The following is a 26,209-nucleotide window of genomic DNA, read 5'->3' as shown; positions in this document are numbered from 1 at the left end:
CCGGTCCAGGCTAACGCCGATCTCGTGCGACGCAAGATCATTGCGTCTCGGCCCGGCAGTACGGCGACGTCTTGAAGCGCCCGTCATGACGCCGAGCCGCCTTACAGCCCCGAAAGCATCGGCAGAGCCGCCCGGATCACGTCGTCCTGATGCGGCTGCAGGTCCTGACCAGGATATCGGCTGAAACTGCCGAGAAACGGGTCGACGACCGAAGTCCTGATCCCGCTGAGCTGTTCCATGACGGCGAGACCGCAATAGGGCACATAGGAGGCGGAATAGCCGCCCTCATGCGACATCGCGATCCGTCCGCCGCAGAGGTCGTCGGCCGCCTCCATGAGAAGCCGGGTCAGGCTCCGATAGCCGTCGCTGTGCAACATCATGCGGCCGAGCGGGTCGAGCGCCGATGCGTCGAAGCCCGAACACACGACGATCAGGTCGGGCCGGAAGCGCCTGAGCGCCGGAACCACAAGGCGCTCGAAAGCGGCCTCATAGGCGCCGACCCCCGACCCAGCCGGCAACGGGAGGTTGATGTTGAAGCCCTGTCCGGCTCCCGCACCCCGCTCGGCAAGCGACCCTGATTCCAGCGGGAAGAGGCCGTCCTGATGCAGCGAGATCGTCAGTGTCTCGGGGTCCTCATAAAAAGCCTGCTGGGTTCCGTTGCCGTGATGCACGTCCCAGTCGACCACGGCGACACGGCCGAGCTTGTGCGCCGCCCGCGCCTTCATGATGGCGATCGGAACATTGCCAAAGAGGCAGAAGCCAAGCCCGCGTTCGCGTTCGGCATGGTGGCCGGGCGGCCGAACAAGCGCATAGCCGTTACGCACCCGTCCGGTGACCACCGCCTCGATTACCGCCGTCGTGCCGCCGACCGCGAGACGGGCGATCTCGTAACTGCCTGGACCGAACGGCGTGAGATGGCTGGCGTCTCCACCTCGCCCAGCGCTCGCCTCCTTGATCCGCGCGATATAGTCGCCTGTGTGGAAGAGGGCGAGATCGCCCTCGTCGATCGGCACTGAGGGAAGCACCGCCAGTTGGTCCAATAGACCCGAAACCTCGAGGAGATTGCGGAAGCGCCTCTTGGTGGCGGCGTTTTCGGCATGTTCGCCGGGCTCGATCGTCAGACCGGCCGGATGAATCGACGCGGCATTGCCGGTGTCGTGCCAGAGGTAGAGTTCATGAAAATTCCAGCCCGTCGCCATGCCGGCTTCTCCTGCAGTCTGAATATCGTGGGCGTCAGTTGAAGGCCTCTGGATGGGCGGTCTCGAAGGCCTGCGCATAGTCGAGGACGCGCGCGTCCTCACCACGTGGCGCGATGATCTGGAGACCGACCGGCAAACCCGAGGCGGATCGTCCGCATGGGACGACCGCGGCCGGCTGCTGCGACAGATTGATCGGGAAGCTGAAGCCGGCCCACTCGACCCATCGCGACAGGCCGCCGCCCGGGGGCACTTCATGGCCGACCGCGAATGGGAGCACGGCGGTCGCCGGGGAGATGATGATGTCGAAGCGCGCCGCGAGCGACTCCATCTCGCGGCCGAAGTCGGCCCGCGCCCCCATGGCCTGGACGTAGCGCACCGCATCGAAGCGCTCGCCGGCCGCAATCACCTCGCGCAGGCCTGGGTCGAGTTTGGACCGTGCCTCAACCGGTAACGCGGCGGCACGGGTGGCGGCGCCTGAATACCAGAGCACGTTGAAGGTTTCGGTGACGTCACCTGCTGGCAGTTCGATCGGCACGATTTCAGCCCCGAGACGCGTCAGGCTGGCAACGGCCGCCTGTACCACCCTCGCGATCTCAGGCTCGACCGCGCCGCAGGGAGGCGTCGCCCAATAACCGATTCTGGCACCCTTGAAGTCGCGAGGCGCGGTATCGAGTGGCGGCCATTGGGCCGGCCCCTGCAGCCAGTCCTGCGGATCGGTTCCCGACATGACGCCCAGCATAGCGCGGCAATCGGCGACGCGCCGCGTCATCGGTCCGAGATGGGCGACCGTTCCGAAGGCGCTCGCCGGAAAGGCCGGCACCCGCCCATAGGTCGGCTTCAATCCGACGAGGCCCGTGAAGGCGGATGGCACGCGGATCGACCCGCCGCCGTCTGTCCCGAGATGGAAGACGCCGGCGCCCGTGATCGCCGCGACGGCGGCCCCGCCCGACGAGCCGCCGGGCGTGACATCCGGGTTCCAGGGATTGCGGGTGACGCCGGTGAGCGGCCCGTCGGTCAGCGCCTTCCAGCCGAATTCGGGCGTCGTGGTCAGGCCCAGGAATGTCAGGCCGGCGGCCCGCATCCTGGCCACGGCGGGGGCGTCGCGGCTGCACGGCGTGTCAGAACTGCTCGGGCTGCCATAGCGCACCGGCCAGCCCTCGACCCAAACAATGTCCTTGATTGTCGTCGGCACCCCGTCGACCTGCGACAGCGGCGTGCCGCTGCGCCAGCGGGCTTCCGATGCACGGGCCTGCGCGAGCGCATCGTTGTGTTCGATACAACGAAAGGCATTGTAGAGCGGCTGGATCGCCTCCGCCCGGGCGAGCGCGGCCCGGGCCACCTCGACAGGAGAAAACCGGCCCGTCCGGTAATCGGTGCAAAGGTCCGCTGCACTCATCCGGCAAAGCGGATCGGCATCCTCAATCGGCTTCACCCTGTTCGCTCCTCACTGCTTCACGCCGAATGGCTTTGGGTTTCCTGCGCAAGCTAACCAGGGCTGGAGCGCCCCGATAGCAACTTTTTCATCGGATGGCCGCCGAAGGTCGAAGGACCAAAAGGCGATGATGCGACTCTGCATGGACGGGAGCAGATCTTTTTCCGACATCGACCGAATAAACCGGAAGGCTGCCGTGTTCTCCGATCATCACCAGCAGGAGACCTGACGCATGCTTCTTCCCATTTTCACTCCGGTGGCGCGGCGACAAGTGAGTGTTTGTTTCGCGATCAGCCTGATGTGTTCGACCGGCGCCATGGCTATGGGCGGCGCTTCGGACACATCGAGCAGCAGTGAGCCCAAGGGTGCGGCGCCTCAAGGTAACGCGGCCGCAAGCGACCCCGTCGACCAGGACCTGACCACGTGTCGCAAAGGTGAAATCTGGAGCACGAGACAGAAGAAATGCGTCAAGATGCGCAGCGAGGCGCTCCCGGCCGACGAGATGACACACTATGCTTATGCCCTGGCCAAGGCGGAACGCTACGACGAGGCTCTGGTCGAACTCGATCTCCTCGCCGATCCCAACACGCCCGAGGCATTGAACTATCGCGGCTATGCCACGCGCAAGCTTGGCCGCACCGATGAGGGCATCGGATATTACTTGAAATCCCTGAACCTCGCGCCGCACTATGCGCAGGTGCGCGAATATCTTGGTGAGGCTTACGTGATCAAGGGCCGGATCGACCTCGCCAAGGATCAGCTCTCGACCATCGCGACCATCTGCGGTCGCGATTGCGAGCCCTACCGCGACTTGTCGGAAGCGATCGAGCATGCGCCAACGCTCTGACCCCGCCTGGAACACGCCCGGTCGACCCTCATGCCATCCATGCCCACAGATGTCGTGAGGGCCGGCCTCCGGGACCATCTCAAGCGGCTCTGGCGCTATGGCCTCGTTCTCAGTCATCGGCGCGACGTGGCGGACGACCTGGTTCAGGCCACCTGCGTGCGGGCGATCGAAAGGGCGGCGCAATTCCAGCCGGAGACGCGGCTCGACCGGTGGCTCTTCGCAATCCTGCATTCCATCTGGCTGAACGAAGTGAGGGCCCGCCAGATCCGCCAGGGTGCAGGTTTCGTGGACGCCGCCGAGGTCTTGAGTTTTGACGGTGCGGGACAGATCGAGACCGGGATCATGGCCGCGCAAGTGATGCGCGAAGTGCAGAACCTGCCGGAGGCACAGCGAAGCACCGTGTTCCTGGTTTACGTCGAAGGGCTGGCCTATCGCGAGGCTGCGGACGTTCTGGGCGTGCCGATCGGAACCATCATGAGCCGGCTTGCGGCCGCGCGCGAAACGCTGGGCCGCCGTACTGGCACCAGCGGCCCTTCGACCGTTGAGATCAACCGCCGATGACCATGACCACCAAGCCCGCCATGCCGAGCGATGCCGAACTTGTGGCCTATCTCGACGGTGAACTCTCCCCCGCCGACAGTGTACGGATCGCGCAGAGCGTCGCGGCCGACCCAAAGCTCGGCGCTCGCCTCGATTTGATGATGAAGGGGGCGCGGCCCTTCCGCCAAGCCTTCGAGCCCCTTTTGGCGCAGGCGCCCGCCGACCGGCTGGACTCGATGCTGGATGCCGTACTGCAGCGTCCCGCTCAACCTGCCGGGCGGGTCATGTCCCTCGTTCGTCAACACAGGTTGGCCGCGGTCGCGGCGAGCTTTGCGCTGATGGTGGCAGGGTCGAGTCTGGACCGGCTCGTCGTGTCACCGCTTCTCGCGACGGTTTCCCCTGTCGACGCGCAGGCCGACTGGCGTCGCGCGGTGGCGCAATACCTCTCGCTCTACACCACCGAAACTTTGTCCATCATCCCTGCTGGGACGGCTCAGCGACGGGAGTTGGCGAGCCTCGGACAAAAGCTCGGCCTCGACATGACCGATACACTCGTCAGCCTGCCTGACCTGACACTGAAACGCTCGGAGATGCTCGACTATGATGGCAGACCGTTGGGTTTTATGGCCTATCTCGATCCCGTGGCCGGCCCTTTGGCGCTCTGCATCATGACTGGGGTCGCTGGCGACACGATGCCCCGGGTGGAGCACCGCCGCGGGTTGGGCGTGGTTTATTGGTCTCAACACAATCGCGGCTTCATGTTGATTGGTCACGCGGGAGACGCGCGGCTGCAAGCGCTTGCGGCGACGGTCGCCGATCGGTTCGCCGCCGCCGCCCCTCTCCGACAGGGCGAAGACCGAGGCTGACCGAACTGACCTGCGTGTGACCGGGTTCAGGGTAAGTAAAGTTCTCCTCCATCTCCGGAACGTCAGAGATCCGCCTCCATTGAAGCCGAACGGGCACATATCGGTCGCGGACCCAAGTCGCGCGTTGACGTGAACCGGCGCGCAGCGGATCGATGCCGATCCGAAGCGCGTGTCGGCGCTCGCACCTTGGAGTGGCGTTTGAACAAATCCCGCAACCGACTCCGCCCGTCCCGGATCGGCTACGCGCTTGGAGCGGGCTTTCTCACCTTGAGTTTCTTCATCGCGAGCGCGGTCATCTTCTCGGTGCAGCAGCAAAGCAGCGATGCGGTGGTTCGCCGCGCCTTGGGCATCGAAATCGACCTCGCCGGAGTGTTTTCCGCTCTGCAAGACGCGGAGATCGGTCAACGCGGGCTTTTGTTGACGGGAGATGATGCGTTTCTCCAGCCCTATCGTTCGGCAAGCGCGCTGATCGATGCCCGGCTCGAGGCCCTTGGAAACGCGGTCGCGGGTATCGAGCAACTCCACGCGCCGTACCTGGCGCTGAAGGCGCTCGCGGCCGAGAAGCAGACCGAAATGGCGCACACATTGGCCTTGCACCAGGCCGGGCGGCAGGACGAGGCGCTCGCCTTCGTCCGGGCTGGCGGCGGGAAGCGGCTCATGGACGAGATTCGCGACCGCATCGCGGCGATGGATCTGCGCGAAGACGGGATCGTCGAGCAGCGGCAGGCCACGCTGCGGCGCATCGGGCTTCTTACTGCCATCAGCACCACGATCGCGGTTCTACTGCTCGGCGGCGTGGCGCTCGCGGCGATGCGTGAGGTCCGCCGGCGTGGCGAGTTGTCCCGCTTCTTGCCGGCCGAGATCGCGCCCCGCCTTGCCGAAGGCGACCGCTCTCTCACCGATGGGCGCGAAGTGCCAACCGCCATCGTCTTCGTCGATATTCGCGGCTCGACGGAACTGGCTGAGCAATTGCCCGTCGCTCAACTGTCGCGTCTGCTGTCGCGGTTTCGCGGTCATGTATCGACCGCAGCCCTGGCCCACAACGGACTGGTCGATAAATTCATCGGCGATGGCGCGCTCGTGGTCTTCGGCGTTCATGATGCCGAGCCGCGGGCCGCCGCCCAGGCGCTTGCCTTCGCGCGGGAACTGCGGCTCGACCATGCCGCCGCGCGCGGCACCGGGAACCTGCCTGGCTACGACATCGGCATCGGCATCCATTATGGCATGGTTTTCTGCGGCATCGTCGGAGCGCAGGATCGACTCGAATTCACGGTTCTGGGCGATGCCGTCAATGTGGCGGCCCGGCTCGAAAATGAGACCAAGACCCACGGCGTCGACCTGCTGGTCTCCGAAGCCGTCCTGCGCGAAGCCGAGGAGCCGCTGGAGCAATGGCGCAAGCTTGGCTGTGACGCCTTGCGGGGACGTCGGGAGCCTGTCGGCATTTACGCGGAGTGCGGAGCCTAAAGGAGCGCGTGTCCCTACGAGGACGTCGGCCACCACGGCATGTTATGGACGACGACGGCCTCGTCGCCGTGCGTTCATGCCGATGGATCGGGGCGCCGGTCCCAATGAAGATCGTCAGGGAGTCTCTTATGCGTGCTGTCGTCGTCCATGCCCCCAAGGACCTTCGCGTCGAAGAGGTGCCTGAGCAGGCGCTTGGGCCGAACGAGGTTCGGGTCGCCATCGCGGCGGGCGGCATCTGCGGATCGGACCTGCACTACTACAACCATGGTGGCACGGGCGCGATCCGCCTGCGTGAGCCGATGGTGCTCGGCCATGAGGTGGCCGGCACGGTTGTCGAGATCGGCCCTGACGTCTCGCGCGTCGCCATCGGCACTCGCGTAGCCGTCAACCCCAGCCGCGCCTGCGGGCGGTGCGTCCGGTGTCAGGAAGGCCTGCACAATCACTGCCTCGACATGCGATTTCTGGGCAGCGCCATGCGGTTTCCCCACGTCCAGGGAGGCTTCCGGGAAGATCTGGTGGTTCACGAGGTGCAAGCCGTTGCCATCGCGGCGCATGTGACGATGGGCGAGGCCGCCATGGCCGAACCCCTGGCGGTCTGCCTGCATGCCGTCGAACGGGCAGGCGCGTTGAACGGCCGCCGGGTTCTGGTCACCGGCTGCGGACCGATCGGCGCCCTTGTCATCATGGCGGCGCGCTTCGCCGGCGCAGGAGTCGTGGTGGCCACGGACGTGCAGGATTTCGCCCTCTCGACCGCGCGCGCGTCGGCCGCCGATGTCGCGATCAACACGGCGGCCGATCCGGACGCACTCGACCGCGAGGTGGCGAAAGCCGGACCGTTCGATGTCGCGTTCGAGGCGTCGGGCAATGCCGGCGCACTGCGGACCGCGCTCCTGCATCTGCGTCCGCGCGGTATCCTGGTGCAGCTCGGCCTCGGTGGCGACATCCCGCTACCGATCAACAGCGTGGTGACGCGCGAAATAGATCTTCGCGGGACCTTCCGGTTCGACACGGAATTCGATCTCGCCGTCGCCCTGATGAACGCCAAGCGTCTCGACGTCAGGCCGCTGCTCAGTGCCACGATGCCGTTTTCCGACGCCGAGGCCGCCTTCGGGCTCGCCGGCGACCGGTCGCGCGCCGTCAAGGTGCAATTAAGTTTCGTCTGAGGCGCGACGCCTCGGAAAATCGCCTCGGTCGTCAGCGCGGCTTCGGCCGCTCAGTCGTCCACGCCCTCGACGATCCGCATGTCGCGCTCGGCCCCGTCGCCGAGGGCCGCCAAAGCCTCCTGATAAGCTGGGCTTTCATAAAGCGAAAGGGCGGTCGCCAGATCTGGGAACTCGACCACGACGGTTCGTTGCGTCAGGCCGGCCTCGTAGGCCGCGCGTGCGGGAGCCCGCGCCAGAAAGCGTCCACCGACGGCCTGGACCGCGGGCGCGGCGAGTTTGGCGTAGGCGGCCACCTTGTCGGGGTTGGAAACCGCACGGTATTGCGTCACCAGATAGGCTTTGGGCATGGGCATCCTCCCTTTGGATTGACTCGGATGGGTTCGCTCGGCCTCGCGCGTTCAATCGTCCGCGTCGAGCGGCGTGACACCTGTCGGCGCCCCGTCTGCACCTAAGGTGATCTTCTCGATCCGCATTTCGGCGCTCTGTAGAAGCCTCTCGCAATGTTTGCGAAGCGCTTCCCCACGCTCGTAGATGAGGATCGAGTCTTCCAGCGTCACACTGCCTTTTTCCAGGCGCGTCACGATCTCTTCGAGCTCCGCCATGGCTTTTTCGAAAGGTAGCGCCGCGAGCTCGTTGGCAGGGTCTGTGGCCGACATGCTGTTCTCATGCGGGCAAGCGCGAGAGGCCGTCAAGCGCCGCAACCACCTTTTGCACCGGCGGACGCTCCTGGCCGAGGGCGAACTCCCGCTGTAAGCCGCTCCAGATCGGTACAATGGCGCGACCCACCTAGTCCTTCAAACCTGACCGCCGCAGCAAACTGCTTTATGGAAGTGCTCGGCAGACATCGGCATCAGGTACTTTCCAACGTTGTCCAGATCAAACCGTTCGTTATCGGCACCGCAATCTGTCGGTCTCGCCCTGACACATGAGGGTGATCGGACCCGGCGTGTGTCCGGCTTTTCGGGCAAGTTCGACCGGATCGCGAGTCTCCCAGGCCCGACCAGCGAAGCCGCACCAGAGGCTTTGGACGGGAATGCGGACCCGCGTGCGGTTGAGAACGTAGACTTCGCCGGTGGCCACCGATGCCCAAAGTTCGGCCTTCACCTCACCGCCCGGCGCGGCCGTGCCGAGATCGACGGAATAGAAGTGGGCGGCCGCGATCTGGCAGTCGATGGGCTCCGTCCCGCTGTTCCGGGCGTTGAACGGAATGGGGCTCAACCCGTTCGTGCCAAGCGGATCGATGACCAACTCGGCCGCATTGGCCGACAGAGCCCCGGTCGAGCCGAGCGCGATCCCGAACGCCGTGAGAATGGACCGACAGCGGGTGATATTCAGCACGGATGTCGATCCACCCTCTCTCTACCGCGACCTCAAATGCACCAGTATTGTGATGAACATGTGTGGAACCAATGAGGACGAGAATGCGCCTGCTAACCCGTAGTATCCTAGGTTCTGTCTTCGCCGTCTCCATCGCTCTTTGTGGTTCTGTTCACGCCGCCGACGTCAAGGCCGTGGCGATCCTGACGCCGGAGCAGGGGACCGACTTCGGCTGGAACCAGCAGGGCGTCACAGCCCTGAAGGAGGCGGCCGCGAAGGAGGGCGTGAAAGCCCTCGTGGCCGAAAATCTCGGCTATGGCGATGTGCGTCCCACCTTGCGCGAAATGGCCGAGGACGGTGCCAGCCTGATCATCGCCCATGCGAGTGGCTACAACACAGCAGCGCCCGAGATCGCCGAAGAAACCAAAGTGCCCGTGGCCGTCACGGACAAGCCGGAGGCCATGAAGCCCGGCCTCGTGGCCGACTATACGATGAGCGGTCATCAGGGCGCCTATCTGGCGGGGCGCCTCGCGGCCAAGATGACACGAACCGGTACCGTCGGGATCGTGGTGTCGGGCGAGCCGCCGGGGTGGAACTCGCAATCCGCCGCCTTCGCCCAGGGTGCCAAGGCGGAGAAACCGGGGATCACGATCCGCTATGCGGTGATCGGGCCGGCGGCCTATAGCGATGCGGCCGGCGGCAAGCGCGTGACCGAGGCGGTCATCGCGGCTGGCGCCGATGTGATCTTCGGCCAGGGCAACGGATCGAGCTTCGGCATGCTTGAGGCCGTCGAGACCACCAAGGCCGCCGATGGCGGCAAGGTCTGGTTCATCGACGTGATCGGCGACAAGTCGAGCCTCGATAAGGGCAATCTCCTGAGCTCCGTGCTCTGGAACCTCACGCCGGTCTTCACCGCCATGATCGATGACCTCAAGGCGAACACGTTCGGCACACATGGCTATGCCATCAAGCTAGCCGACAATTCCGTAGGACTGTTGAAGACGAGCCATATCCCCGACAAGGTCTGGGCCGAATTGCAGGCGTTGCGCGAGGAGGTCATCAGCGGCAAGATCAAGGTCGAACCGCAGTTCGACGCAAGCGCGGTTCATGCTCTGGTCACGGCAGTTGCGGCGAAGTAACGACGTCCGGACCGAGTGGGTCTGACCCAGTCTCTAAAGCGGAAACCCATGACGGCCGCGCAGCCTCGGCGTGATCCCCTTGTCTCAATGCGGGGTATCACCAAGCGATTTCCCGGCGTGACCGCCAATGAGAATGTCGATCTCGTGCTTCGTCCGGGCGAGGTTCATGTGCTCCTGGGCGAAAACGGCGCCGGCAAGTCGACCCTCGTCGGCATGCTGGCGGGATTGCAACAGCCCGACGCTGGCACAATTTCCATCGGAGGCCGGAGCGAACGGATCGACTCTCCCGGCCGTGCCCTGGCGTTCGGGATCGGGACGGTATTCCAGCATTCGATGCTGGTGCCGTCGCTCAGCGTCCTTGACAATCTGGCCTTGGGGGGCTCGTGGTGGCGGAAGCCCGACCGGGCCGGCCTCGTGGCCCGCCTTCGGGAGATGTGCCGCGACATCGGGATCGAGGTCGATCCGGACGTCGTCGTGGGGTCGTTGTCGCTCGGAGAGCGTCAGCAGGTCGAGATCTTGCGGGCTCTTCTGCGTGGCAGCCAGGTGCTGATCCTCGACGAGGCGACGGCCATGCTGACCCCGAAGGGCGCCGAGGACCTCGGCGTGCTCATGCGCCGCCTCGTCGCGCGCGGCCTTGGCGTGGTGTTGATCACCCATAAGCTCAATGAGGCCGTGACGTATGGAGACCGTATCTCTGTCCTCCGGCTCGGCCGCAACGTCGGCGAGATCGGACCAACTGCCCTGGCGTCGCTCGATCGCAAGAGCGCGACGGACGAGATCGTGCGGCTGATGTTCGGGGTGGATTCGAGGTCGACGACCGAAGAGGCGTCCGATCGGCGGGACGCTCACGCAATCAACACATCCAACCCTCCACCTGTCTCGGAAGAACAGCCGGAATCCCCCTCTCCCTTGTGGAGAGGGGTGAGAGGTGAGGGTCGCGACGCCCTTACAGATGCTTTTCTTTGCCCACCCACCCAAGTGTTCCAACCCTCACCCCTCACCCCTCTCCACAAGGGAGAGGGGAATTCCTTCCATGCTTCCGAGATATGTGCCGCCTGCAGCGCGGCGCTCTCCGTGGAGCACCTGTCGGTCGACGATCCTTTGATGCCGCTCGCCGACATCAGTCTGCGCGTGGCGCCCGGCGAAATCCTCGGGATCGCCGGAATCGACGGCAATGGGCAGAAGCAATTTGCCGAGGCTCTGGCGGGACAACGCCCGGTGCGCGCCGGCACAATCCGGCTCGATGGGCACCAGGTCGGGCAACTCGACGTCGCCGCCCGGCACGCGCTCGGCCTTCGCTATGTGACGGACGACCGCCTGGGCGAGGGAACCGTCGCGGCTTTTCCCCTTGCCATCAACCTCGTGCTGAAGGAGATCGGCGCGCGGCCGTTCTGGGTCGGCGGATGGCAGCGATCCGCGACGATTGACACTCACGCCCGCAAACTCGTGGCCGACTTCGACATCCGCACACCGGACATCCAGACCCCCATCGGCAAGCTCTCGGGCGGCAACATTCAACGGGCGCTCCTGGCCCGTGAACTCGAGGGTCCGGCCCGTGTCGTGATCTTCGCCAAGCCGACGTCGGGGCTTGATGCGCAGAATGCCCAGGCAACCCGTCGCCGCATCCGCGACGCGGCCGCGAGCGGCGTTGCCGCGCTTCTGATCTCGACCGATCTGGAAGAACTCCTTGCGGTCTGTGACCGCATCGCCGTGATGCGGCAAGGACGCATCGTTGGCGTGGTCCTCAACGACGGCATGGCGCGCCAGTGCGTGGGCGAGATGATGAGCGGCGCATGACGACCGGACGGGTTGAAGCTCCAACCAGAAGGGAGGCCGACCTGTACGCCACGTCGTCGCGAACGATCCTGCTGGCGCTGGCTCCCATTCTCGTGGCGCTTACTCTCGCGGGTGCCCTGCTGCTCGCGCTTGGCGTCGATCCGCTCACCTATTATGGCTACGTCCTGCAGCGCGGGCTGCTCTCGCCACTCGGGTTTGAGGGCACGATTACCCGGATGGCGCCATTGCTGCTGCTCGCCGCGAGCCTCATCGTCGCCTTCCAGGCCGGAATCTGGAACCTTGGGGGCGATGGCCAGTTCCTGCTCGGCGCCTTGACGGCCGCGGCGGCTGGACCACCGCTCGCCGCACATCTTCCGGTTTCGGCCGCTCTGCTGCTCTGTCTTATCGTCGGGGCCGGTGTCGGCGCCGTCTGGGCGCTGCTGCCGGCGCTGCTGCGTGCCTATCAGGGCGTCAACGAGATCATCACCACGCTGATGATGAGCTTCCTTGGCGTGTCGTTCGCGAACGTTCTGGTCAAGCTCGTCTTTCGTGACACGACCACGACGGTGCCGCAGACCCGCACCTTGCCGGTCGCAGACCGTCTTCCGCGCCTCTTCGACACCACCGTGACGAGCGGCGTCCTGATCGGCCTTGTGGCGATCGTCGTGGTGCAACTCGTCATCACCCGCACGGCGTTTGGCCTGCGCCTTCGCGTCGTCGGGGCGAATGCGCGTGCTGCTGTCCATGCCGGGCTGCCGGTGCCGCGCCTGGTCGTTGCGGCCTTCGTGATTTCGGCCGGGCTCGCCGGGCTCGCGGGAGCGGTCGAGATCCTGGGCGTCGAGGGCAATGTGCGGGCGGATTGGAACCCGGCCTTCAGTCTCACCGTCGTGCCTCTCGTGTTTCTGGCCCGCTTCAATGGCTTTGCCGCGATCTTTTTCGTGTTTCTGTTCTCCGTCCTTTCGATCGGCGGCGAGAGCGCGGCCCACCGTATGGGCGTGCCGAGTTTCTTCAACCTGGTGATCGTGGCCCTCGTTCTCGTCTTGCTGGCATTGGCTGAATATCTCGGTGGCCGGCGCTTGAGCGGGCCCGTCGCGTGAGCTTGTTCACCGAACCCTTTCTCACGGCCTTGGTCCTCGGCGCCGTCACGGCGGGACTGCCGTTGCTCCTGGCCGGTCTCGGCGAGCAGATGTCGGAAAGGGCGGGTGTGCTCAACGTCGGCATCGAGGGCATGATGCTGGCGGGCGCCTATGGAGGGTTCCTGGTGGCTTACCGGTCGGGCTCGATCCCGCTCGGTTTGTTCGGCGGCGCGACCTGCGGCGGGCTGGTCGCGGCCCTGATGGCGCTGTTCTGTGTGCGGCTCGCCCTCAGCCAGATCGTCGTCGGCATTGCTCTGACGCTCGCGGCGGAGGGGCTCACGGCGCTGCTGCATCACGTGCAGTTCAGCCAGACTTATCCTCGGCTGCCGGCCGCCGCCACTCTCCCGATTCCATTGCTCTCCGCCATGCCGGTTGTGGGCCCTGCCTTGTTCGATCGGCCTCTCATCGTCTATCTGGCGCTCGCATGCGTGCCGGCGCTCTCGCGTCTCTACCGCGAAACCCATTTCGGTCTGGCGCTGCAGGCTGCCGGCGACGCGCCCGCCGCGCTCGATGCGGCCGGGGTCGACGTGCTGCGGACCCGGATGGCCGCGGTGCTGGCGACCGGGGTCCTGGCGGGAACGGGCGGGGCCTTTATGGCGGAGATCGGGGCCGGTCTCTTCGTGCCTTTCATGACCAATGGGGCCGGCTTCATCGGGATCGTGCTCGCCATGCTGGCGCGGGGCCGCCCGCTGTGGGTGCTCTGGGGCGCCCTCCTGTTCGGCATGTGTCTGTCGCTCGCCACGGCCTTGCAGGTCGTGGGCGTCGACATACCGAGCGATGTGATCCAGATGATCCCCTTCGCGGCCGTCATGGCGGTGTTGGTCGCTTTCGGCCGCCGGGCGAGCCTTCCGGCCGCCCTGGGTGTCCCGTACAGACGCGGGGAGCGGTGACGCGCAAGCGACGGAGTCCGCCGTGCGGTCGCTTGTCATCGCGCCGTCAAAGAACCCCACGAAGTTGCCCCTCTTCCGTCATGTGAGTCGTCATGGATTACTTTCGCCGCTTCACCGTCCTCATGTGCGCTCCGAACTTCGATCCGGACGATCTCGAAGGGGTGCGGGTGCAGCAGATCATCACCTCGGTGCAGAATCTCGGTTTCGAGGTGATCCGGGCGCGGCGGGTGGACGATGCCGCCATCGCGGTGCAGACGGATGCCGCGATCGGCTGCATGGTGGTGGACTGGGGCAAGCGGGGCCTCGACGGCAAGGCCGCCGCCCTAATCGACCTGATGCGGCGGCGTGGCCTGGAAATGCCGATCGTCATCATGGTGCGCCGCAAGCGGCTCGAAGACATCCCGGTCGAGGTGCTCGATTTCATCGACGGCTATATCTTCCTGGCCGAGGAGACGCCTGACTTCATCGCCCGCAACCTCGTCAGCCGCCTCAAGCAATATGCCGAGACGCTGAAGACGCCCTTCTTCGGCGCGCTCGTCGATTATGCCGAGCAGGGCAACCAGCTCTGGACCTGCCCGGGCCACAACGGCGGCATCTTCTACAACCGCAGCCCGATCGGGAGGATCTTCGTCGAGCATCTGGGCGAAGCCATTTTCCGCGACGACATCGACAATTCCGTGCTCGATCTCGGCGACCTTCTTGTCCATGAGGGGCCGGCCTTGCGGGCCCAGAAGGAAGCCGCCGTCATCTTTGGGGCGGAGAAGACCTATTTCGTGCTGAACGGCACCTCGGCATCGAACAAGATCGTGCTGTCGTCGCTGGTGGCGGATGATGACCTCGTTTTGTTCGACCGCAACAACCATAAGGCGGCCGTTCATGGCGCGCTGGTGCTTGGCGGGGCGGTTCCGATCTTCCTGGAAACGGATCGCAACTGCTTCGGCCTGATCGGCCCGATCTTCCACGAGGCCCTCGACGAGGAGAGAATCCGCGAGAAGATCCGGACCAACCCGCTCGTGAAGGACAAGGAGGCCTGGCGGCGGGAGCGGCCGTTCCGGGTGGCCGTCATCGAGCAATGCACCTATGACGGCACGATCTATAATGCCGAGATGATCCTCGCGAAGATCGGACATCTCTGCGACTATATCCTGTTCGACGAAGCCTGGGCCGGCTTCATGAAGTTCCACCCGCTTTATGCGGGCCGCTTCGCCATGGGGCTCAAGGACCTCGACGAGACCTCGCCCGGCATCATGGCGACGCAATCGACCCACAAGCAGTTGGCGAGCTTCTCGCAGGCCTCACAGATCCACACCAAGGACCAGCACATCCGGGGGCAGACGCGACGGGTCGAGCACCGGCGGCTCAACGAGAGCTTCCTGCTGCACGCCTCGACATCGCCCTTCTATCCCATCTTCGCTTCGCTCGATGTGGGAGCCCAGATGATGAAGGGCCGCTCGGGCGTCGTCCTGTGGGATGACACGATCCGGCTCGGCATCGAGCTGCGCAAGAAGCTGCGGGCGATCCGGGCGGAATTCGAGAACAAGGAAACCAATCCTGCGCGGCGCTGGTTCTTCGACCCCTTCGTCCCCGACGAAGTGCCCGCCTCCTTCTCGAAGGATGGGACGACCGCCTTCGTGCCCTGGGAAAGCGTGCCGACCGACGATCTCGCCTCGGACCGGCGCTACTGGGATCTTTCGCCCGGCGCCGTTTGGCATGGCTTCACCCATGTGGCCGAAGGGTTCGCCATGACGGACCCCAACAAGCTCACGATCCTCACGCCCGGCTTCGACCGCGCCACCGGCGCCTATGCCGAGCATGGCGTTCCCGCCCCAATCGTCGCGCAATATCTGCGCGAGAACCAGATCGTGGCGGAGAAGAACGATCTCAATTCGCTGCTCTTCCTCATGACGCCCGGCGTCGAATCCTCAAAGGCCGGCACGCTGATCAGCGCGTTCGTCGCCTTCAAGAAGCTGCATGACGACAACGCGCCGCTTGAGGACGTGATGCCCGAGTTCGTTCGGCGCCGGCCGAAACGCTATGGCGGCCTGCGGCTACGCGACCTCTGCGCCGACTTCCATGCCTTTCATCGGGAGGCCGGAACCAGCACCTTGCAGCGCGCCCAATTCAAGCCCGAGCATCTGCCCGAAATGGTGATGCTGCCGCATGATGCGACGCGCCAGCTCACGCGCAACAAGGTCGACTATCTGCCGATCCATGAGATCGAGGGCCGCATCGCCACGACCCTCATGCTGGTCTATCCGCCCGGGATCGGCACGATCGTTCCAGGCGAACGGATCGACGGCCGTGCCAAACCGATGCTGGACTATCTGAAGATGTTTGAGCGAGGCACGAACCTGTTCCCAGGCTTTGACCCCGAGATTCAGGGTGTCTACAGGGAGGTGGGCGCCGATGACGCGATCCGCTTCTACACCTATGTGATGCGCGAAGGGCAGTGACTTGGTTCTGAACGGAGATGTGGTCATCCGTCCCTCGTCGGACGCCGATGTCACGGCCATGCTGGCAATCTACGAGCATCACATCGGGCGCGGCGTGGGCGATCTCGGCGGCTACGAGGCCGAGGCCCCGAATGTCGACGACCTGAAGCGGCGGCGGAAGTCGATGCGCAAGAAGCGTCTGCCGCATCTCGTGGCGGATTTCGAGGGCATCGTCGCCGGCTATGCCTATGCGGTGCCGTTCCGCAAACGTCCAGCCTATCGCTACACGTTGAAACACTCGATCTACGTGCACCATTCCTTCCTGAACGCCGGCATCGGCCGGCGTCTTCTCCCGGCTCTCATCGAGGCCTGTGCGGCGGGCGGCTACCGCCAGTTGATCGGCTATATCGACGGCGCGAACGAAGCCTCGCTGCGCCTGCACGAGTCCTGCGGTTTCCGCGAGGTGGGCCGGTTACCCTCGGTGGGCTACAAATTCGGCCATTGGAGCGACAGCATCATGGTGCAATGCGCGCTCGGAGACGGAGACACGACCCAGCCGAACGTGCGGAGTGAGCCGCGTGTGGTGGGTGGTGAGGCCGAGGGGGAGAGCTGAGAATCGGACGACCCTTCCGATCCGGCATTTCCAAACGTCTTCATCTGATCCGCAGGCCCTTCAGCATGAAGAAGCCTGATGGTGCAGTTTCGGTTTCTGAACTGGTGGAAGGCCGATCGGCGCGCACCCGCGTCACTTTCACCTGGTCACCGATCAACGCCGAAGCGGACCAGCACGCCAGTTTCGCCTCCAACATTCCTTCGATTCTGGGCGGTTGGAGTAACAGCTTCGATCATCTCGCGGCCCTGATCAGGGGCTAACGTCAACCCTTCGAGTGATCGCGTTTTAGAGTGACCGTTCGGCAAGGCGGTCGTCACCATGCAATCCCATGGCCAAATGGAGGACTCATGATGCTCACAAGGCGGTCTTTCGCAATTCGCACCGGATTGACCATCATGGCGGTCGGGTCGGAATCCAGATTGCGATTGGCCGCGGCCCCGGCCTCCGCTGGCTTCGTCCAGGCGCTTGCGGAGATCGAAGCCGGCAGCGGCGGACGTCTGGGGGTCGCATTTCTCGACACCACCACAGGCATCCAATTGGGGCAGCGCCAGGATGAGCCGTTTCCGATGTGCAGCACGTTCAAGGTCCTGGCCGCAGGCGCCGTTTTGACCCAAGCCGACACCGGTGTCGTGCAGCTCTCAAACCGGGTTCGGTTCACCCCTGACGACGTGGTCGCGAACTCTCCGATCACCAAGGACAGGGTCGGTGGAGAGGGCATGACGCTGGCAGAGCTCTGCGCCGCAGCGATCGACTTTAGTGACAACACGGCTGGCAACATGCTGCTTCGTCAGATCGGCGGTCCCGTCGGTTTGACCCGCTTCGCCCGCTCCCTGGACGACGCCGTTACCCGCCTCGATCGCGTCGAAACCGCATTGAATGAATCATTGCCCGGCGATTTGCGCGACACGACGACGCCGGGCGCCATGCTGGCCAACCTCTACAAGCTTGTCCTCGGTCCGGCGCTATCAGGCGGTTCTCGGGATCAACTTGTCACATGGTTGAAAGGCAATACGACCGGTGGAATGCGGCTTCGTGCCGGCTTGCCGACGACCTGGGTGGTCGGCGACAAGACCGGCGCAGGATCTCGGGGCTCGACCAACGACATCGCGGTGATCTGGCCGGTGGGACAAAAGCCAGTGCTGGTCACCGCCTACCTCACCGGGACGGACGCATCGGTCGAGCAGCGGAACGCCACCATCGCGTCCGTCGGGCGCGCGGTGGCCAATGCCCTGCGGGGCTGATCTTGAACCCGCGATGGAGATTTGGACGTCTTCACCAAGGGTGACCCGTCGATTGTGGGATCGCGGAAAGTGCGAAACGCCCGACAGGACGATGGAGGTTATCATGCGACATGTGGCCATGTTCATTCTGGCGCTGAGCCTACCCAGGCTAGCCTTCGCGGCGGCAGGGCCGTGCTCCGAACCCATGCCGCAACAGGACATGAACGTCTGCATGAGCCGTGCGGTCAATGAAGCCGATAGCATCCTCAATCGTGTGTATGAACAGCTCAAGAACAAGCTTGACGATAACGGCAAGCGGAACCTTGTGTCAGCTGAGTGGGCCTGGATCACTTTCCGTGATCGTGAATGCGAGCTGCGCTCGGGCTATGACGCCGAACATCTTGATCGTAACGGAACCATCGTTCCTTTTCTGGTCGGCGAGTGCAAACTCGATCTTGCAAACCAAAGAATGACTGACCTCGTCAAAGAGCTGAAATGCCCAGGAGGCGACCTATCCTGCCCGCAGTAATGAGGCACTTCTTTGATTTTGCCTGTTGCCATTTACCTTCGGATTCACATCTAGCCAGAGATTAATTCGCAAATTTCGACACAAGAATGTTCGAAGTATGAGATTTCGTTGTTGATTGATACTCATCCAAGCGTACCGGAAAATTCCAAAGGTTCTTATTAAAAAATTCGAATTAGCGACATATGAAATTCGAATTATTGTTCATCGGTAGACGTGAATATCTTCGGCTCGCGTCGTTCGGCCGGACGTCAGGTCCTTGACCTTCATCCTCCGATCAGCTTCGCAGACCTGGTGCCTCCTGGCCCGTCCGTGCCACGTATTCCGTGTAACCGCCGCCGTATTTGTGGATGCCGTCCGGTGTGAGCTCCAGCACCCGGTTCGACAAGGCCGCCAAGAAATGTCGGTCGTGCGAGACGAACAGCATGGTGCCCTCGTATTGCGACAGCGCCGTGATCAGCATCTCCTTGGTGGTCATGTCCAGATGGTTGGTGGGCTCGTCCAGCACGAGAAAATTCGGCGGGTCGAAGAGCATCGTGGCCATGACGAGCCGGGCCTTTTCGCCGCCCGACAAGACCCGGCATCTTTTCTCCACATCGTCGCCGGAAAAGCCGAAGCAGCCGGCGAGCGAGCGCAGCGAACCCTGGCTCGCCTGCGGGAATGAAGCTTCGAGCGACTGGAACACCGTGTGCTCGCCGTCGAGCAGATCCATCGCGTGCTGGGCGAAATAGCCCATCTTCACGCTGCCGCCCACCGCCACCGTGCCGCTGTCGGGAGTCGTCGACCCGGCCACCAGCTTCAGCAGCGTCGACTTGCCGGCGCCGTTGACGCCCATCACGCACCAGCGCTCCTTGCGGCTCACGACGAGGTCGAGCCCGGCATAGATGCTGCGGCTGCCATAGCCCTTGTGGACGTTCTTCAAACTGACCACGTCGTCGCCGGAGCGGGGCGCGGGCAGAAAATCGAACGCGACCGTCTGACGACGCTTGGGCGGCTCGACCCGCTCGATCTTGTCGAGCTTCTTCACCCGGCTCTGCACCTGCGCGGCATGCGAGGCGCGCGCCTTGAAGCGCTCGATGAACTTGATCTCCTTGGCCAGCATCGCCTGCTGGCGTTCGAACTGCGCCTGCTGGTGCTTTTCGCTCAGCGCGCGCTGCCCCTCGTAGAATTCATAATTGCCCGAATAGCTCGTCAGCGTGCCACCGTCGATTTCCACCACCTTAGTGACGATACGGTTCATGAATTCGCGGTCGTGCGAGGTCATCATGAGGGCGCCGTCATAGGCCTTGAGGAAGCTTTCGAGCCAAATCAGGCTTTCGAGATCGAGATGGTTGCTCGGCTCGTCGAGCAGCATGACGTCCGGCCGCATCAGCAGGATGCGGGCCAGCGCCACGCGCATCTTCCAGCCGCCTGACAGCGCGCCCACGTCACCATCCATCATCTCCTGGCTAAAGCTCAATCCGGCCAGCACTTCGCGTGCCCGGCCCTCCAGCGAATAGCCGTCGAGTTCCTCGAAGCGCGCCTGCACCTCGCCATAGCGCTCGATGATCGTCTCCATCTCATCGGCCTTCTCTGGATCGGCGAGATCGGCTTCGAGCGCCTTCAGTTCAGCCGCCACCGCGCTCACCGGACCCGTCCCGTCCATCACCTCGGAGACCGCGCTGCGGTCCGCCATCTCGCCGACATCCTGGCTGAAATATCCGATCGTGATGCCGCGGTCGCTGGCCACCTGGCCCTCGTCCGGCGGCTCCTGGCCTGTGATCATCCGGAACAGGGTCGTCTTGCCTGATCCGTTGGGTCCGACGAGACCGACCTTCTCGCCCTTCTGCAGAGCAGCCGAGGCTTCGATGAAGATGATCTGGTTGCCGTTCTGCTTGCCGATCTTTTCAAGACGAATCATGTGGTGTGGGGACCCTGGGAGCGTTCCCGGGGCCTTAAGCCATGGGCCACGCCAGCGGAAGGGGACGCGAGGTCGATCGTTGAAGGTCCGGCGCGCGAGGATCTCGTGCTTGGCACGGGCGGCCAGATCCTGAGACAGGCGTGATCCACCAGTCGGTGCGATCACCCCTGACTAGATTGAAGACATAGAGAAGGTTCCGCTTCCGCAGAGAGCGAGCCTTTCACCGTGGCAGAACAACCCCGGTTGACCCTCCCTCCTTCATCTTTTATACACCCTCAAGTGGCATTAATAGCGAGACGATAACTTGAGCGTGCCGCGTAGGCGGGGCCGTCCGACAGGAGAAGGGATGCACGCCAAGGGATCGCGGTTCGTCATCATCTCCGGCTATCACGACTATCGGTCGAAGCGGAAAGCCAACCTGCATTTCATCGCCGACGAACTGGCCCGACGGGGTTCGATCTTCTTCCTGTCGCTCCGGTTCAGTTTCCTGACACGGTTCAAGGAAGATCCGCGGCACGATCTCTGGAACCGGGCCAATCGCGTCGAGACCGTAAACGGCGTGACCGCCTATTTGTGGCGCACGCCCGTCCACGCCTTTGGGTTGCCGCGCCGGCTGGCGTTGGCCGAGCGCGCGCTCTTCGCCCTCTTCGCGCGGGGCTTGCCCGGTCCGGCCCAGGAGGCCGTGTCCCGAGCCGATGTCGTCTTCATCGAAAGCGGGATCGCGGTGATCTACCTGCCGCTTCTGCGGCGGCTCAACCCGGCGGCACAGATCGTCTATTTGGCGTCTGACTCCCTGGGCGCGATCAATCAGGCCGAGACCATCAAGTCCGCCTTCCAGCGCCATGCGCCTCTCGTCGATAGCGCGCGCCTGCCGTCCCCATATCTGCGTAGCGACGTCCCGTCCTCGATCCCTTGCCATTTTGTCCCGCACGGGATCGAAAAGGAACGGTTCGCCGCGATCGGTCCGTCGCCCTATCGCCCCGGCACCTGCAATGCGGTGTCGGTGGGGTCCATGCTGTTCGATCCCGAGGTCTTTGCCTCGGCGGGGCCGATGTTCCCGCATGTGACATTCCACGTGATCGGCAGCGGCCATGCGGGGCCAAGCGTCGGGAATGTGATCTATCACCCCGAAATGCCCTTCAATGACACCTTGCCTTTCATCAAGCACGCCCATTTCGCCATCGCGCCCTATGGGGAGGGCGTCGCGCCTTATCTGACCCACACGTCGATGAAGCTGATGCAATATGCCTTTCTCGGCGTGCCGGCCGTGTGCCCTGAGATCGTGGCGGGTGGCGACCGCGGGCGATTCGGCTACCGACGCGGCGACGAATCCTCTTTGCGAATGGCCATCGAGGCGGCGCTGCGGGCACCACGGGGTCAATCGCTGCCACAACTCGATTGGAGCGATGTGACGGACCGCTGGCTCGATCCTGGTTCTTTCGCGGATACGGTCATCGCGCCGAAGCAGGAGGCCCGACCCGTCGGGTCTTCGCAGCGCGGCGCGCAGGACAGGGTGATTCTGGCATGACCAAGATTGCACGCCCCTGCGTCTCGGTTGTGATCCCGGTCCGAGACCGCCTCGATCTTCTCAAACGCGCCCTGCAATCGGTCGATAACCAGACCATGGGCGATATCGAGATCGTGGTCGTCGACGACGGCTCGGATGAGCCCATTCGTGCGACCAGTCTCGACTGTCGCTTCCCGATTCATGTCGTTCGCAACCCGCAAAGTCTCGGTGCCCAGCGGTCACGCCTCATCGGTGCGCGGCACGCGACCGGCGCCTATGTGGCGCTCCTCGACAGTGACGACTGGTGGAACCCGGCGAAGCTTGCGGCACAATTGGAAGCCGCGATCGAGAATCCGGATGCCGTCGTGGCGTGCCGTGTCGTCGCGGCGCGGGGAACCCTCCGGAAGGACGCACCCTGGAGGCCGATGCGGGCTGGCGAGCGGGTGGAGGATTTCCTCTATGTCAGCCGTGGCATGCTGCAGACCAGTACGGTCTTCGCGGCGCGTGACACCGTGGTGAACCTTCTGGAAAGCAGCGCGGAAAGCCGCGTGCACAACGACACGATGCTGTTCCTTGAAGCGCAGGGCCGCGGCTTCCCGATCCTGCAACTCGCCCAGCCCCTCTCGTTCTTCGACGACAATCCGCGCCCGGACCGGGTCTCCTACGACCTAGGGCGCGTGCAGGCCTCGGAGGAGTGGTTCCGCGCCGTTTCCCACGATTGGTCGATCGAAGCGCGTCGCGGTTTCATGTTGACCGATATGGTGACCCGCTACGTGAATACGGGGCAGCGCGGCAAGGCGATCGGATGTCTGTTCCGGGCCTATCATCCAAAACTTGGCTTGAAGCAATATCTCAAGAAAACCGCCTATGTGATTTTCAATGGGTCTCCGTTGCGTTTTCTCGGAGCATTGCAATTATGCCTTCTCGCGTTGCATTAGACGTCGTGCTTACTGGCCAGTGCGTTTCGATCATCATGCCGATGTTCAATGCCGCGCGGACGGTGACGCGCGCCATCGACAGCGTTGTCGCGCAGACTCATGGCGACTGGGAATTGATCTGCGTGGATGACGGCTCCACGGATGGCACCATCGAGCTCGCCGCCGCCTATGCGCCGCAACTGGGGAACCGTATCTTGACCGAACGCCTGGACCGCAACGGCGGACCAGCGCGGGCGCGCAATCACGGCCTTGCGCGTGCCACCGGGACTTGGGTCGCGGTGCTTGATGCGGATGATGCGTGGCGGCCAGACCGCCTCCACATGCTGCTGACCACGGCGGCACCAAGCGGCGCTGATGCCGTCTGCGACAATCTGATCGGCTTCGACGATCATCACGGGCGTGAGACGGTTCCTCTCTTCCAGAGCCTTCCGGCACGGCTGGATCTCCCCACCGCGGTCGCGGCGGAATATCAGGGACGCTACAATCTCGGGTATCTGAAGCCCGTGGTGCGTCGCGCGTTTCTCGACCAGCGAAAGATTCGCTACGACGAGAGCCTCAGGACTGGAGAGGATCTGCTCCTGCTGCTGGATATTTTGGCAGCAGGAGGGAGCGTGGCTTGTTCGAGCCGCGCAACCTATATCTACACAACACCCGTAGGAGAGGGGAGCCGCAAGCTCTCTCGCAGCACCAACACGGCGCCGCGCGACGCCGATCTCGCGAGGGCACTGGAACGATTTGCCGAACGGCACCGGATGCGGCTCAGCGACCACGATCGTCAAGCCCTGTCGCGTCGAACCGGCTATCTCGCCGCCATCGCATCGATCTCGCATTTCCGCCACGCCCGGCTGACCCGCGACTGGCCGACCGTTCTTCGCCTGTTCATCGAAAGGCCGGAGATCCGCCGCCACGTCTGGCTCTTCCTGCGGCCCAAGCGGCCCTCATTCTTTCAAACCCATTGAGCCCGCAGGTGGGACAGGAGTCCTCAAAGCTGCTCCGGACGAGCATCTACGTCATCAACCTCGAACGGTCGATCGAACGCCGGACGATGTTCGAGGCGCACGCGGCCGCCTCCCAGACGAGCCTATCCTGGGTCTATCATCGGGCACACACCGAACTCTCGGACGATCTCCATTACGATCCTCGCGATGCGCTGATCGCGAAAGGGCGCGAGTTGTATCCAGCCGAACTCGGCGTCTATTCCAGTCATCATTCGGTCTGGAAACGATTTCTCGCTGAGGGCGCCGATCAGGCGCTGATTCTCGAAGACGATGTCGTGCTTGACTGGGATTTCGTCATTGAACTCACCCGGATCGACCTCGGACAGATGGGTCTCCGCTATTTGAAGCTCTTCAACAAGAACATCACACCCTATCGGCTTGTCAGCGAACACTTCTGTCGCCGCACCCTGATCGACTGCCGCGGATTCGCGCATGGCATGCAAGCCTACATGGTCACACGGAGCGGTGTGGCGCATTTCGCGGAGTTCTGCCGACAGGTACGCCGGCCGATCGACGACGAGCTCGACCGGACTTGGGCGCATGGCATTCCCAACATAGCGGTATTTCCGTTTCCGGCTTTCGAGCGTCATGGTCCAACGACGATCGGCACCGTTCGGTATGAACCCCATTCACTGCCACGCAAACTGAACCTACCTCGCTTCACCATGCGCCTCGCCGAAAAGCTTCGTCGAGGCCGACAGCGGGTGGCCGGCTACGGGTTTCAGCCGCCTTTGACGAACTGACGGAGATGCGTGTCTGGTGAATATCATCGTAGAGGATTTCAAGCAGCATCGGTGCGATCCTTTTGCCTGGGGGTTCTGGGCTCTGCTCATCTATCGCCTGGGCTACGCCCGGACTCGCTTCAAAAGCCCGCTGATTCGCAAGCCCTGGGGCGCGATCCACAAGCTCGCCGCCAAATGGGCCGAGCTCGCTTTTGGGATCTCGATCGGCATCAACGTCAAGATCGGCCGACGTTTCACCATCGAGCACTTCGGCTGCATCATCATCCACAATGATGTGGTGATCGGGGATGACGTGATCATCCGGCAGGGGGTGACGCTTGGGAATCGCCGTCTCGACGCGCCTCTCGATGCTCCGGTCATCGGATCTCGAGTAAACATCGGAGCCGGCGCAAAAATTCTCGGATTCGTCAAAATCGGAGATGATGTGAATATTGGAGCCAACGCAGTGGTGTTGGCGGATGTCCCAGACCAGTGCAACGCTATCGGAGTGCCGGCGAAAAGTGTTGCCAAATCCCCAAGTCGATCTATGACAGTAACTACACAAGCTTGAATATTGTCCTGCGCGGATGTGTCCACGTCGACCTATGTCGAATTCACAAAAATAATGCGCGCAATAACATTTAAAGCTCTGCGGGCCAAATTACTTCGGAGAGACTGGCGGTGAAACGGAATATGATCGATTCTAAATGTCGCTTGATCATATTATTCCGCGCATCTCCCAAACATGCCAGAATTAAAATATGTAGACGGAAATAATCGCATATCAGTCCACAGGGGAGGTTCAAATCAAGCATCTTTGTCTTTGAGGTGTCTATGTATCGGGCGAAAACGATCAAAATCGTCTTCTGTATTGAAATTGCTGAGAACAAAATCTAGGAGAAAGTCTTTACAGCCCCGTGGTGAAATTCCATAAGCTTTAAATCTCAGCGCGGAGGCAAGGCGCATCAACCGTTGTGATGTTTTCCCGGCTCGATAGATCTCGCGCCTCCGCCCGAGATTTGAAGACAGGCCTTTGTACCTTGCGATATTTTTATCAATTACAGAAGCTTGCTGCGCCACACAGCTTATTCGCTTCATCTCTTCAAGCAACACAACTCTATTTGCCGACGCTGCTTCGCGTCCATCAAGCGCGGCGAGGACGAGATTGCGTTTATTGATCAGCTTTGACTGAAAAGCATGTAGTCTTGAAGTAGGTTGTGGCGGTGAATGTAGAATGTCAGTTGTCCGGCTTATGGCTGACTTTATTCCATATGTGTTGTCATCATGCTGTCTATAGCCAAGCAGTCGGCGATTACAATAATGCGTTGAAGAAAATGTATGCGCGACGAACAAAAACCATTGGTCATGTGCAAGCCGTTCTGCTGGTTTTTGGGGATCAATTGAAAGCAACCAAATGTCCTGAAAGATCAACAATTCACGGCGAAAAACCTGCGTGAGCCCTGGAATTACTGTGAAGTCGCCGACTGCGGCGATGTTCGATCGCTTGCTAGCCCGGATTATGCAGGCCAATAAGCATTGAGGTGGATTTTCTCTACCGGACCGTGCCGTTTGTCCGATTTTGCG

At 63.1% G+C, this 26,209-nt stretch carries 25 protein-coding genes and 1 pseudogene; 19 read left to right on the top strand and 7 right to left on the bottom strand.

Annotation, left to right across the window (positions count from 1 at the left end):
- Positions 1–101 precede the first annotated feature (101 nt).
- Positions 102–1,199 carry a histone deacetylase-like amidohydrolase gene (locus M8523_RS27025; protein ID WP_282587994.1) on the bottom strand — a complete coding sequence of 366 codons (1,098 nt, stop codon included), beginning with the start codon at positions 1,197–1,199 and terminating at the stop codon, positions 102–104.
- A 34-nt stretch (positions 1,200–1,233) separates the two neighbouring features.
- Positions 1,234–2,631: an amidase gene (locus tag M8523_RS27020; protein WP_282587993.1), complete on the bottom strand. Its 1,398-nt coding sequence runs from the start codon at positions 2,629–2,631 to the stop codon at positions 1,234–1,236.
- A 289-nt stretch (positions 2,632–2,920) separates the two neighbouring features.
- On the opposite strand from M8523_RS27020, the gene M8523_RS27015 reads away from it, so the two are divergent.
- From M8523_RS27015 to M8523_RS26995, 5 genes are all read left to right on the top strand, one after another.
- Positions 2,921–3,478: a tetratricopeptide repeat protein gene (locus M8523_RS27015; RefSeq protein WP_428351405.1), complete on the top strand. Its 558-nt coding sequence runs from the start codon at positions 2,921–2,923 to the stop codon at positions 3,476–3,478.
- A gap of 30 nt (positions 3,479–3,508) precedes the next feature.
- Positions 3,509–4,039 (top strand): sigma-70 family RNA polymerase sigma factor, encoded by a 531-nt coding sequence (locus tag M8523_RS27010; protein WP_282587991.1) that lies wholly within the window; start codon positions 3,509–3,511, stop codon positions 4,037–4,039.
- Positions 4,036–4,884 carry an anti-sigma factor family protein gene (locus tag M8523_RS27005; RefSeq protein ID WP_282587990.1) on the top strand — a complete coding sequence of 283 codons (849 nt, stop codon included), beginning with the start codon at positions 4,036–4,038 and terminating at the stop codon, positions 4,882–4,884. The genes M8523_RS27010 and M8523_RS27005 overlap by 4 nt, the downstream gene beginning before the upstream one ends.
- Before the next feature lie 198 nt (positions 4,885–5,082).
- Positions 5,083–6,348 (top strand): adenylate/guanylate cyclase domain-containing protein, encoded by a 1,266-nt coding sequence (locus M8523_RS27000; protein ID WP_282587989.1) that lies wholly within the window; start codon positions 5,083–5,085, stop codon positions 6,346–6,348.
- 128 nt (positions 6,349–6,476) lie between these two features.
- The gene (locus M8523_RS26995; RefSeq protein WP_282587988.1) at positions 6,477–7,511 is read left to right on the top strand and encodes an L-idonate 5-dehydrogenase; all 1,035 of its coding nucleotides are present in this window, start codon (positions 6,477–6,479) and stop codon (positions 7,509–7,511) included.
- Between the two features lie 50 nt (positions 7,512–7,561).
- On the opposite strand, the gene M8523_RS26990 is transcribed toward M8523_RS26995, so the two are convergent.
- From M8523_RS26990 to M8523_RS26980, 3 genes are all read right to left on the bottom strand, one after another.
- Entirely contained in the window at positions 7,562–7,858 is a 297-nt protein-coding gene (locus M8523_RS26990; protein WP_282587987.1) for a DUF1330 domain-containing protein, read from the bottom strand.
- A gap of 51 nt (positions 7,859–7,909) precedes the next feature.
- Complete coding sequence (locus tag M8523_RS26985; RefSeq protein WP_282587986.1) at positions 7,910–8,167, bottom strand: exodeoxyribonuclease VII small subunit; 258 nt, start codon at positions 8,165–8,167, stop codon at positions 7,910–7,912.
- Positions 8,168–8,399: 232 nt separating this feature from the next.
- Positions 8,400–8,849 (bottom strand): hypothetical protein, encoded by a 450-nt coding sequence (locus M8523_RS26980; RefSeq protein ID WP_282587985.1) that lies wholly within the window; start codon positions 8,847–8,849, stop codon positions 8,400–8,402.
- An 83-nt stretch (positions 8,850–8,932) separates the two neighbouring features.
- Here M8523_RS26980 and M8523_RS26975 point away from each other — a divergent pair, with 83 nt between their 5' ends.
- The 9 genes from M8523_RS26975 (at position 8,933) to M8523_RS26935 (ending at position 18,563) form a co-directional block, all read left to right on the top strand.
- Positions 8,933–9,967 (top strand): putative B6 ABC transporter substrate-binding protein, encoded by a 1,035-nt coding sequence (locus M8523_RS26975; protein ID WP_282587984.1) that lies wholly within the window; start codon positions 8,933–8,935, stop codon positions 9,965–9,967.
- A 48-nt stretch (positions 9,968–10,015) separates the two neighbouring features.
- Positions 10,016–11,764, top strand: a complete 1,749-nt coding sequence (locus M8523_RS26970) for an ABC transporter ATP-binding protein (protein WP_282587983.1) — start codon at positions 10,016–10,018, stop codon at positions 11,762–11,764.
- Entirely contained in the window at positions 11,761–12,840 is a 1,080-nt protein-coding gene (locus tag M8523_RS26965) for a putative B6 ABC transporter permease subunit 2 (protein ID WP_282587982.1), read from the top strand. The genes M8523_RS26970 and M8523_RS26965 overlap by 4 nt, the downstream gene beginning before the upstream one ends.
- Positions 12,837–13,769: a putative B6 ABC transporter permease subunit 1 gene (locus M8523_RS26960; protein WP_282587981.1), complete on the top strand. Its 933-nt coding sequence runs from the start codon at positions 12,837–12,839 to the stop codon at positions 13,767–13,769. Before M8523_RS26965 ends, M8523_RS26960 begins: the two co-directional genes overlap by 4 nt.
- Before the next feature lie 92 nt (positions 13,770–13,861).
- On the top strand, positions 13,862–16,222 hold the full coding sequence (locus M8523_RS26955; protein WP_282587980.1) for an Orn/Lys/Arg family decarboxylase: 2,361 nt from the start codon (positions 13,862–13,864) through the stop codon (positions 16,220–16,222).
- A gap of 1 nt (position 16,223) precedes the next feature.
- Positions 16,224–16,814 carry a GNAT family N-acetyltransferase gene (locus M8523_RS26950; protein WP_282587979.1) on the top strand — a complete coding sequence of 197 codons (591 nt, stop codon included), beginning with the start codon at positions 16,224–16,226 and terminating at the stop codon, positions 16,812–16,814.
- 65 nt (positions 16,815–16,879) lie between these two features.
- Positions 16,880–17,074, top strand: a complete 195-nt coding sequence (locus M8523_RS26945; protein ID WP_282587978.1) for an SRPBCC family protein — start codon at positions 16,880–16,882, stop codon at positions 17,072–17,074.
- Between the two features lie 135 nt (positions 17,075–17,209).
- On the top strand, positions 17,210–18,055 hold the full coding sequence (gene bla, locus M8523_RS26940) for a class A beta-lactamase (RefSeq protein WP_428351403.1): 846 nt from the start codon (positions 17,210–17,212) through the stop codon (positions 18,053–18,055).
- A gap of 103 nt (positions 18,056–18,158) precedes the next feature.
- Complete coding sequence (locus M8523_RS26935) at positions 18,159–18,563, top strand: lysozyme inhibitor LprI family protein (RefSeq protein ID WP_282587977.1); 405 nt, start codon at positions 18,159–18,161, stop codon at positions 18,561–18,563.
- Between the two features lie 274 nt (positions 18,564–18,837).
- On the opposite strand, the gene M8523_RS26930 is transcribed toward M8523_RS26935, so the two are convergent.
- Positions 18,838–20,460: an ABC-F family ATP-binding cassette domain-containing protein gene (locus M8523_RS26930; RefSeq protein WP_282587976.1), complete on the bottom strand. Its 1,623-nt coding sequence runs from the start codon at positions 20,458–20,460 to the stop codon at positions 18,838–18,840.
- Positions 20,461–20,806: 346 nt separating this feature from the next.
- On the opposite strand from M8523_RS26930, the gene M8523_RS26925 reads away from it, so the two are divergent.
- Genes M8523_RS26925 through M8523_RS26905 form a run of 5 tightly spaced genes read left to right on the top strand, consistent with a single transcriptional unit; the run spans position 20,807 to position 25,196 of the window.
- The gene (locus M8523_RS26925) at positions 20,807–21,988 is read left to right on the top strand and encodes a GumK N-terminal domain-containing glycosyltransferase (protein ID WP_282587975.1); all 1,182 of its coding nucleotides are present in this window, start codon (positions 20,807–20,809) and stop codon (positions 21,986–21,988) included.
- Positions 21,985–22,905: a glycosyltransferase family 2 protein gene (locus tag M8523_RS26920; protein ID WP_282587974.1), complete on the top strand. Its 921-nt coding sequence runs from the start codon at positions 21,985–21,987 to the stop codon at positions 22,903–22,905. Before M8523_RS26925 ends, M8523_RS26920 begins: the two co-directional genes overlap by 4 nt.
- A gap of 35 nt (positions 22,906–22,940) precedes the next feature.
- Positions 22,941–23,864 carry a glycosyltransferase family 2 protein gene (locus M8523_RS26915; protein WP_282587973.1) on the top strand — a complete coding sequence of 308 codons (924 nt, stop codon included), beginning with the start codon at positions 22,941–22,943 and terminating at the stop codon, positions 23,862–23,864.
- 8 nt (positions 23,865–23,872) lie between these two features.
- Positions 23,873–24,646, top strand: a complete 774-nt coding sequence (locus M8523_RS26910; RefSeq protein ID WP_282587972.1) for a glycosyltransferase family 25 protein — start codon at positions 23,873–23,875, stop codon at positions 24,644–24,646.
- 16 nt (positions 24,647–24,662) lie between these two features.
- A complete protein-coding gene (locus M8523_RS26905) occupies positions 24,663–25,196 on the top strand; it encodes a serine O-acetyltransferase (protein ID WP_282587971.1) in 534 nt (177 codons plus the stop codon).
- 236 nt (positions 25,197–25,432) lie between these two features.
- On the opposite strand, the pseudogene M8523_RS26900 reads toward M8523_RS26905, so the two are convergent.
- Positions 25,433–26,209 (bottom strand): annotated as a pseudogene (locus M8523_RS26900) (hypothetical protein); the annotation flags it as partial.

The organism is Lichenifustis flavocetrariae, assembly GCF_026130545.1.
Lineage (GTDB): Bacteria > Pseudomonadota > Alphaproteobacteria > Rhizobiales > Beijerinckiaceae > Lichenihabitans > Lichenihabitans flavocetrariae.
The sequence above is the reverse complement of the archived record's forward strand: the minus strand, read 5'-3'. Positions and strand labels throughout refer to the sequence as shown.

What these genes read in the sequence shown, in the direction of transcription:
- M8523_RS26925 (WP_282587975.1), top strand. Translation starts at nt 20,807, where the DNA reads ATGCACGCCAAGGGATCGCGGTTCGTCATCATCTCCGGCTATCACGAC.
- M8523_RS26920 (WP_282587974.1), top strand. Translation starts at nt 21,985, where the DNA reads ATGACCAAGATTGCACGCCCCTGCGTCTCGGTTGTGATCCCGGTCCGA.
- M8523_RS27025 (WP_282587994.1), bottom strand. Translation starts at nt 1,199, where the DNA reads ATGGCGACGGGCTGGAATTTTCATGAACTCTACCTCTGGCACGACACC.
- M8523_RS26970 (WP_282587983.1), top strand. Translation starts at nt 10,016, where the DNA reads ATGACGGCCGCGCAGCCTCGGCGTGATCCCCTTGTCTCAATGCGGGGT.
- M8523_RS27010 (WP_282587991.1), top strand. Translation starts at nt 3,509, where the DNA reads ATGCCATCCATGCCCACAGATGTCGTGAGGGCCGGCCTCCGGGACCAT.
- M8523_RS26945 (WP_282587978.1), top strand. Translation starts at nt 16,880, where the DNA reads ATGAAGAAGCCTGATGGTGCAGTTTCGGTTTCTGAACTGGTGGAAGGC.
- bla (WP_428351403.1), top strand. Translation starts at nt 17,210, where the DNA reads ATGGCGGTCGGGTCGGAATCCAGATTGCGATTGGCCGCGGCCCCGGCC.
- M8523_RS26975 (WP_282587984.1), top strand. Translation starts at nt 8,933, where the DNA reads ATGCGCCTGCTAACCCGTAGTATCCTAGGTTCTGTCTTCGCCGTCTCC.
- M8523_RS26995 (WP_282587988.1), top strand. Translation starts at nt 6,477, where the DNA reads ATGCGTGCTGTCGTCGTCCATGCCCCCAAGGACCTTCGCGTCGAAGAG.
- M8523_RS27005 (WP_282587990.1), top strand. Translation starts at nt 4,036, where the DNA reads ATGACCATGACCACCAAGCCCGCCATGCCGAGCGATGCCGAACTTGTG.
- M8523_RS26990 (WP_282587987.1), bottom strand. Translation starts at nt 7,858, where the DNA reads ATGCCCAAAGCCTATCTGGTGACGCAATACCGTGCGGTTTCCAACCCC.
- M8523_RS26935 (WP_282587977.1), top strand. Translation starts at nt 18,159, where the DNA reads ATGCGACATGTGGCCATGTTCATTCTGGCGCTGAGCCTACCCAGGCTA.
- M8523_RS26930 (WP_282587976.1), bottom strand. Translation starts at nt 20,460, where the DNA reads ATGATTCGTCTTGAAAAGATCGGCAAGCAGAACGGCAACCAGATCATC.
- M8523_RS26985 (WP_282587986.1), bottom strand. Translation starts at nt 8,167, where the DNA reads ATGTCGGCCACAGACCCTGCCAACGAGCTCGCGGCGCTACCTTTCGAA.
- M8523_RS26915 (WP_282587973.1), top strand. Translation starts at nt 22,941, where the DNA reads ATGCCGATGTTCAATGCCGCGCGGACGGTGACGCGCGCCATCGACAGC.
- M8523_RS26955 (WP_282587980.1), top strand. Translation starts at nt 13,862, where the DNA reads ATGGATTACTTTCGCCGCTTCACCGTCCTCATGTGCGCTCCGAACTTC.
- M8523_RS26965 (WP_282587982.1), top strand. Translation starts at nt 11,761, where the DNA reads ATGACGACCGGACGGGTTGAAGCTCCAACCAGAAGGGAGGCCGACCTG.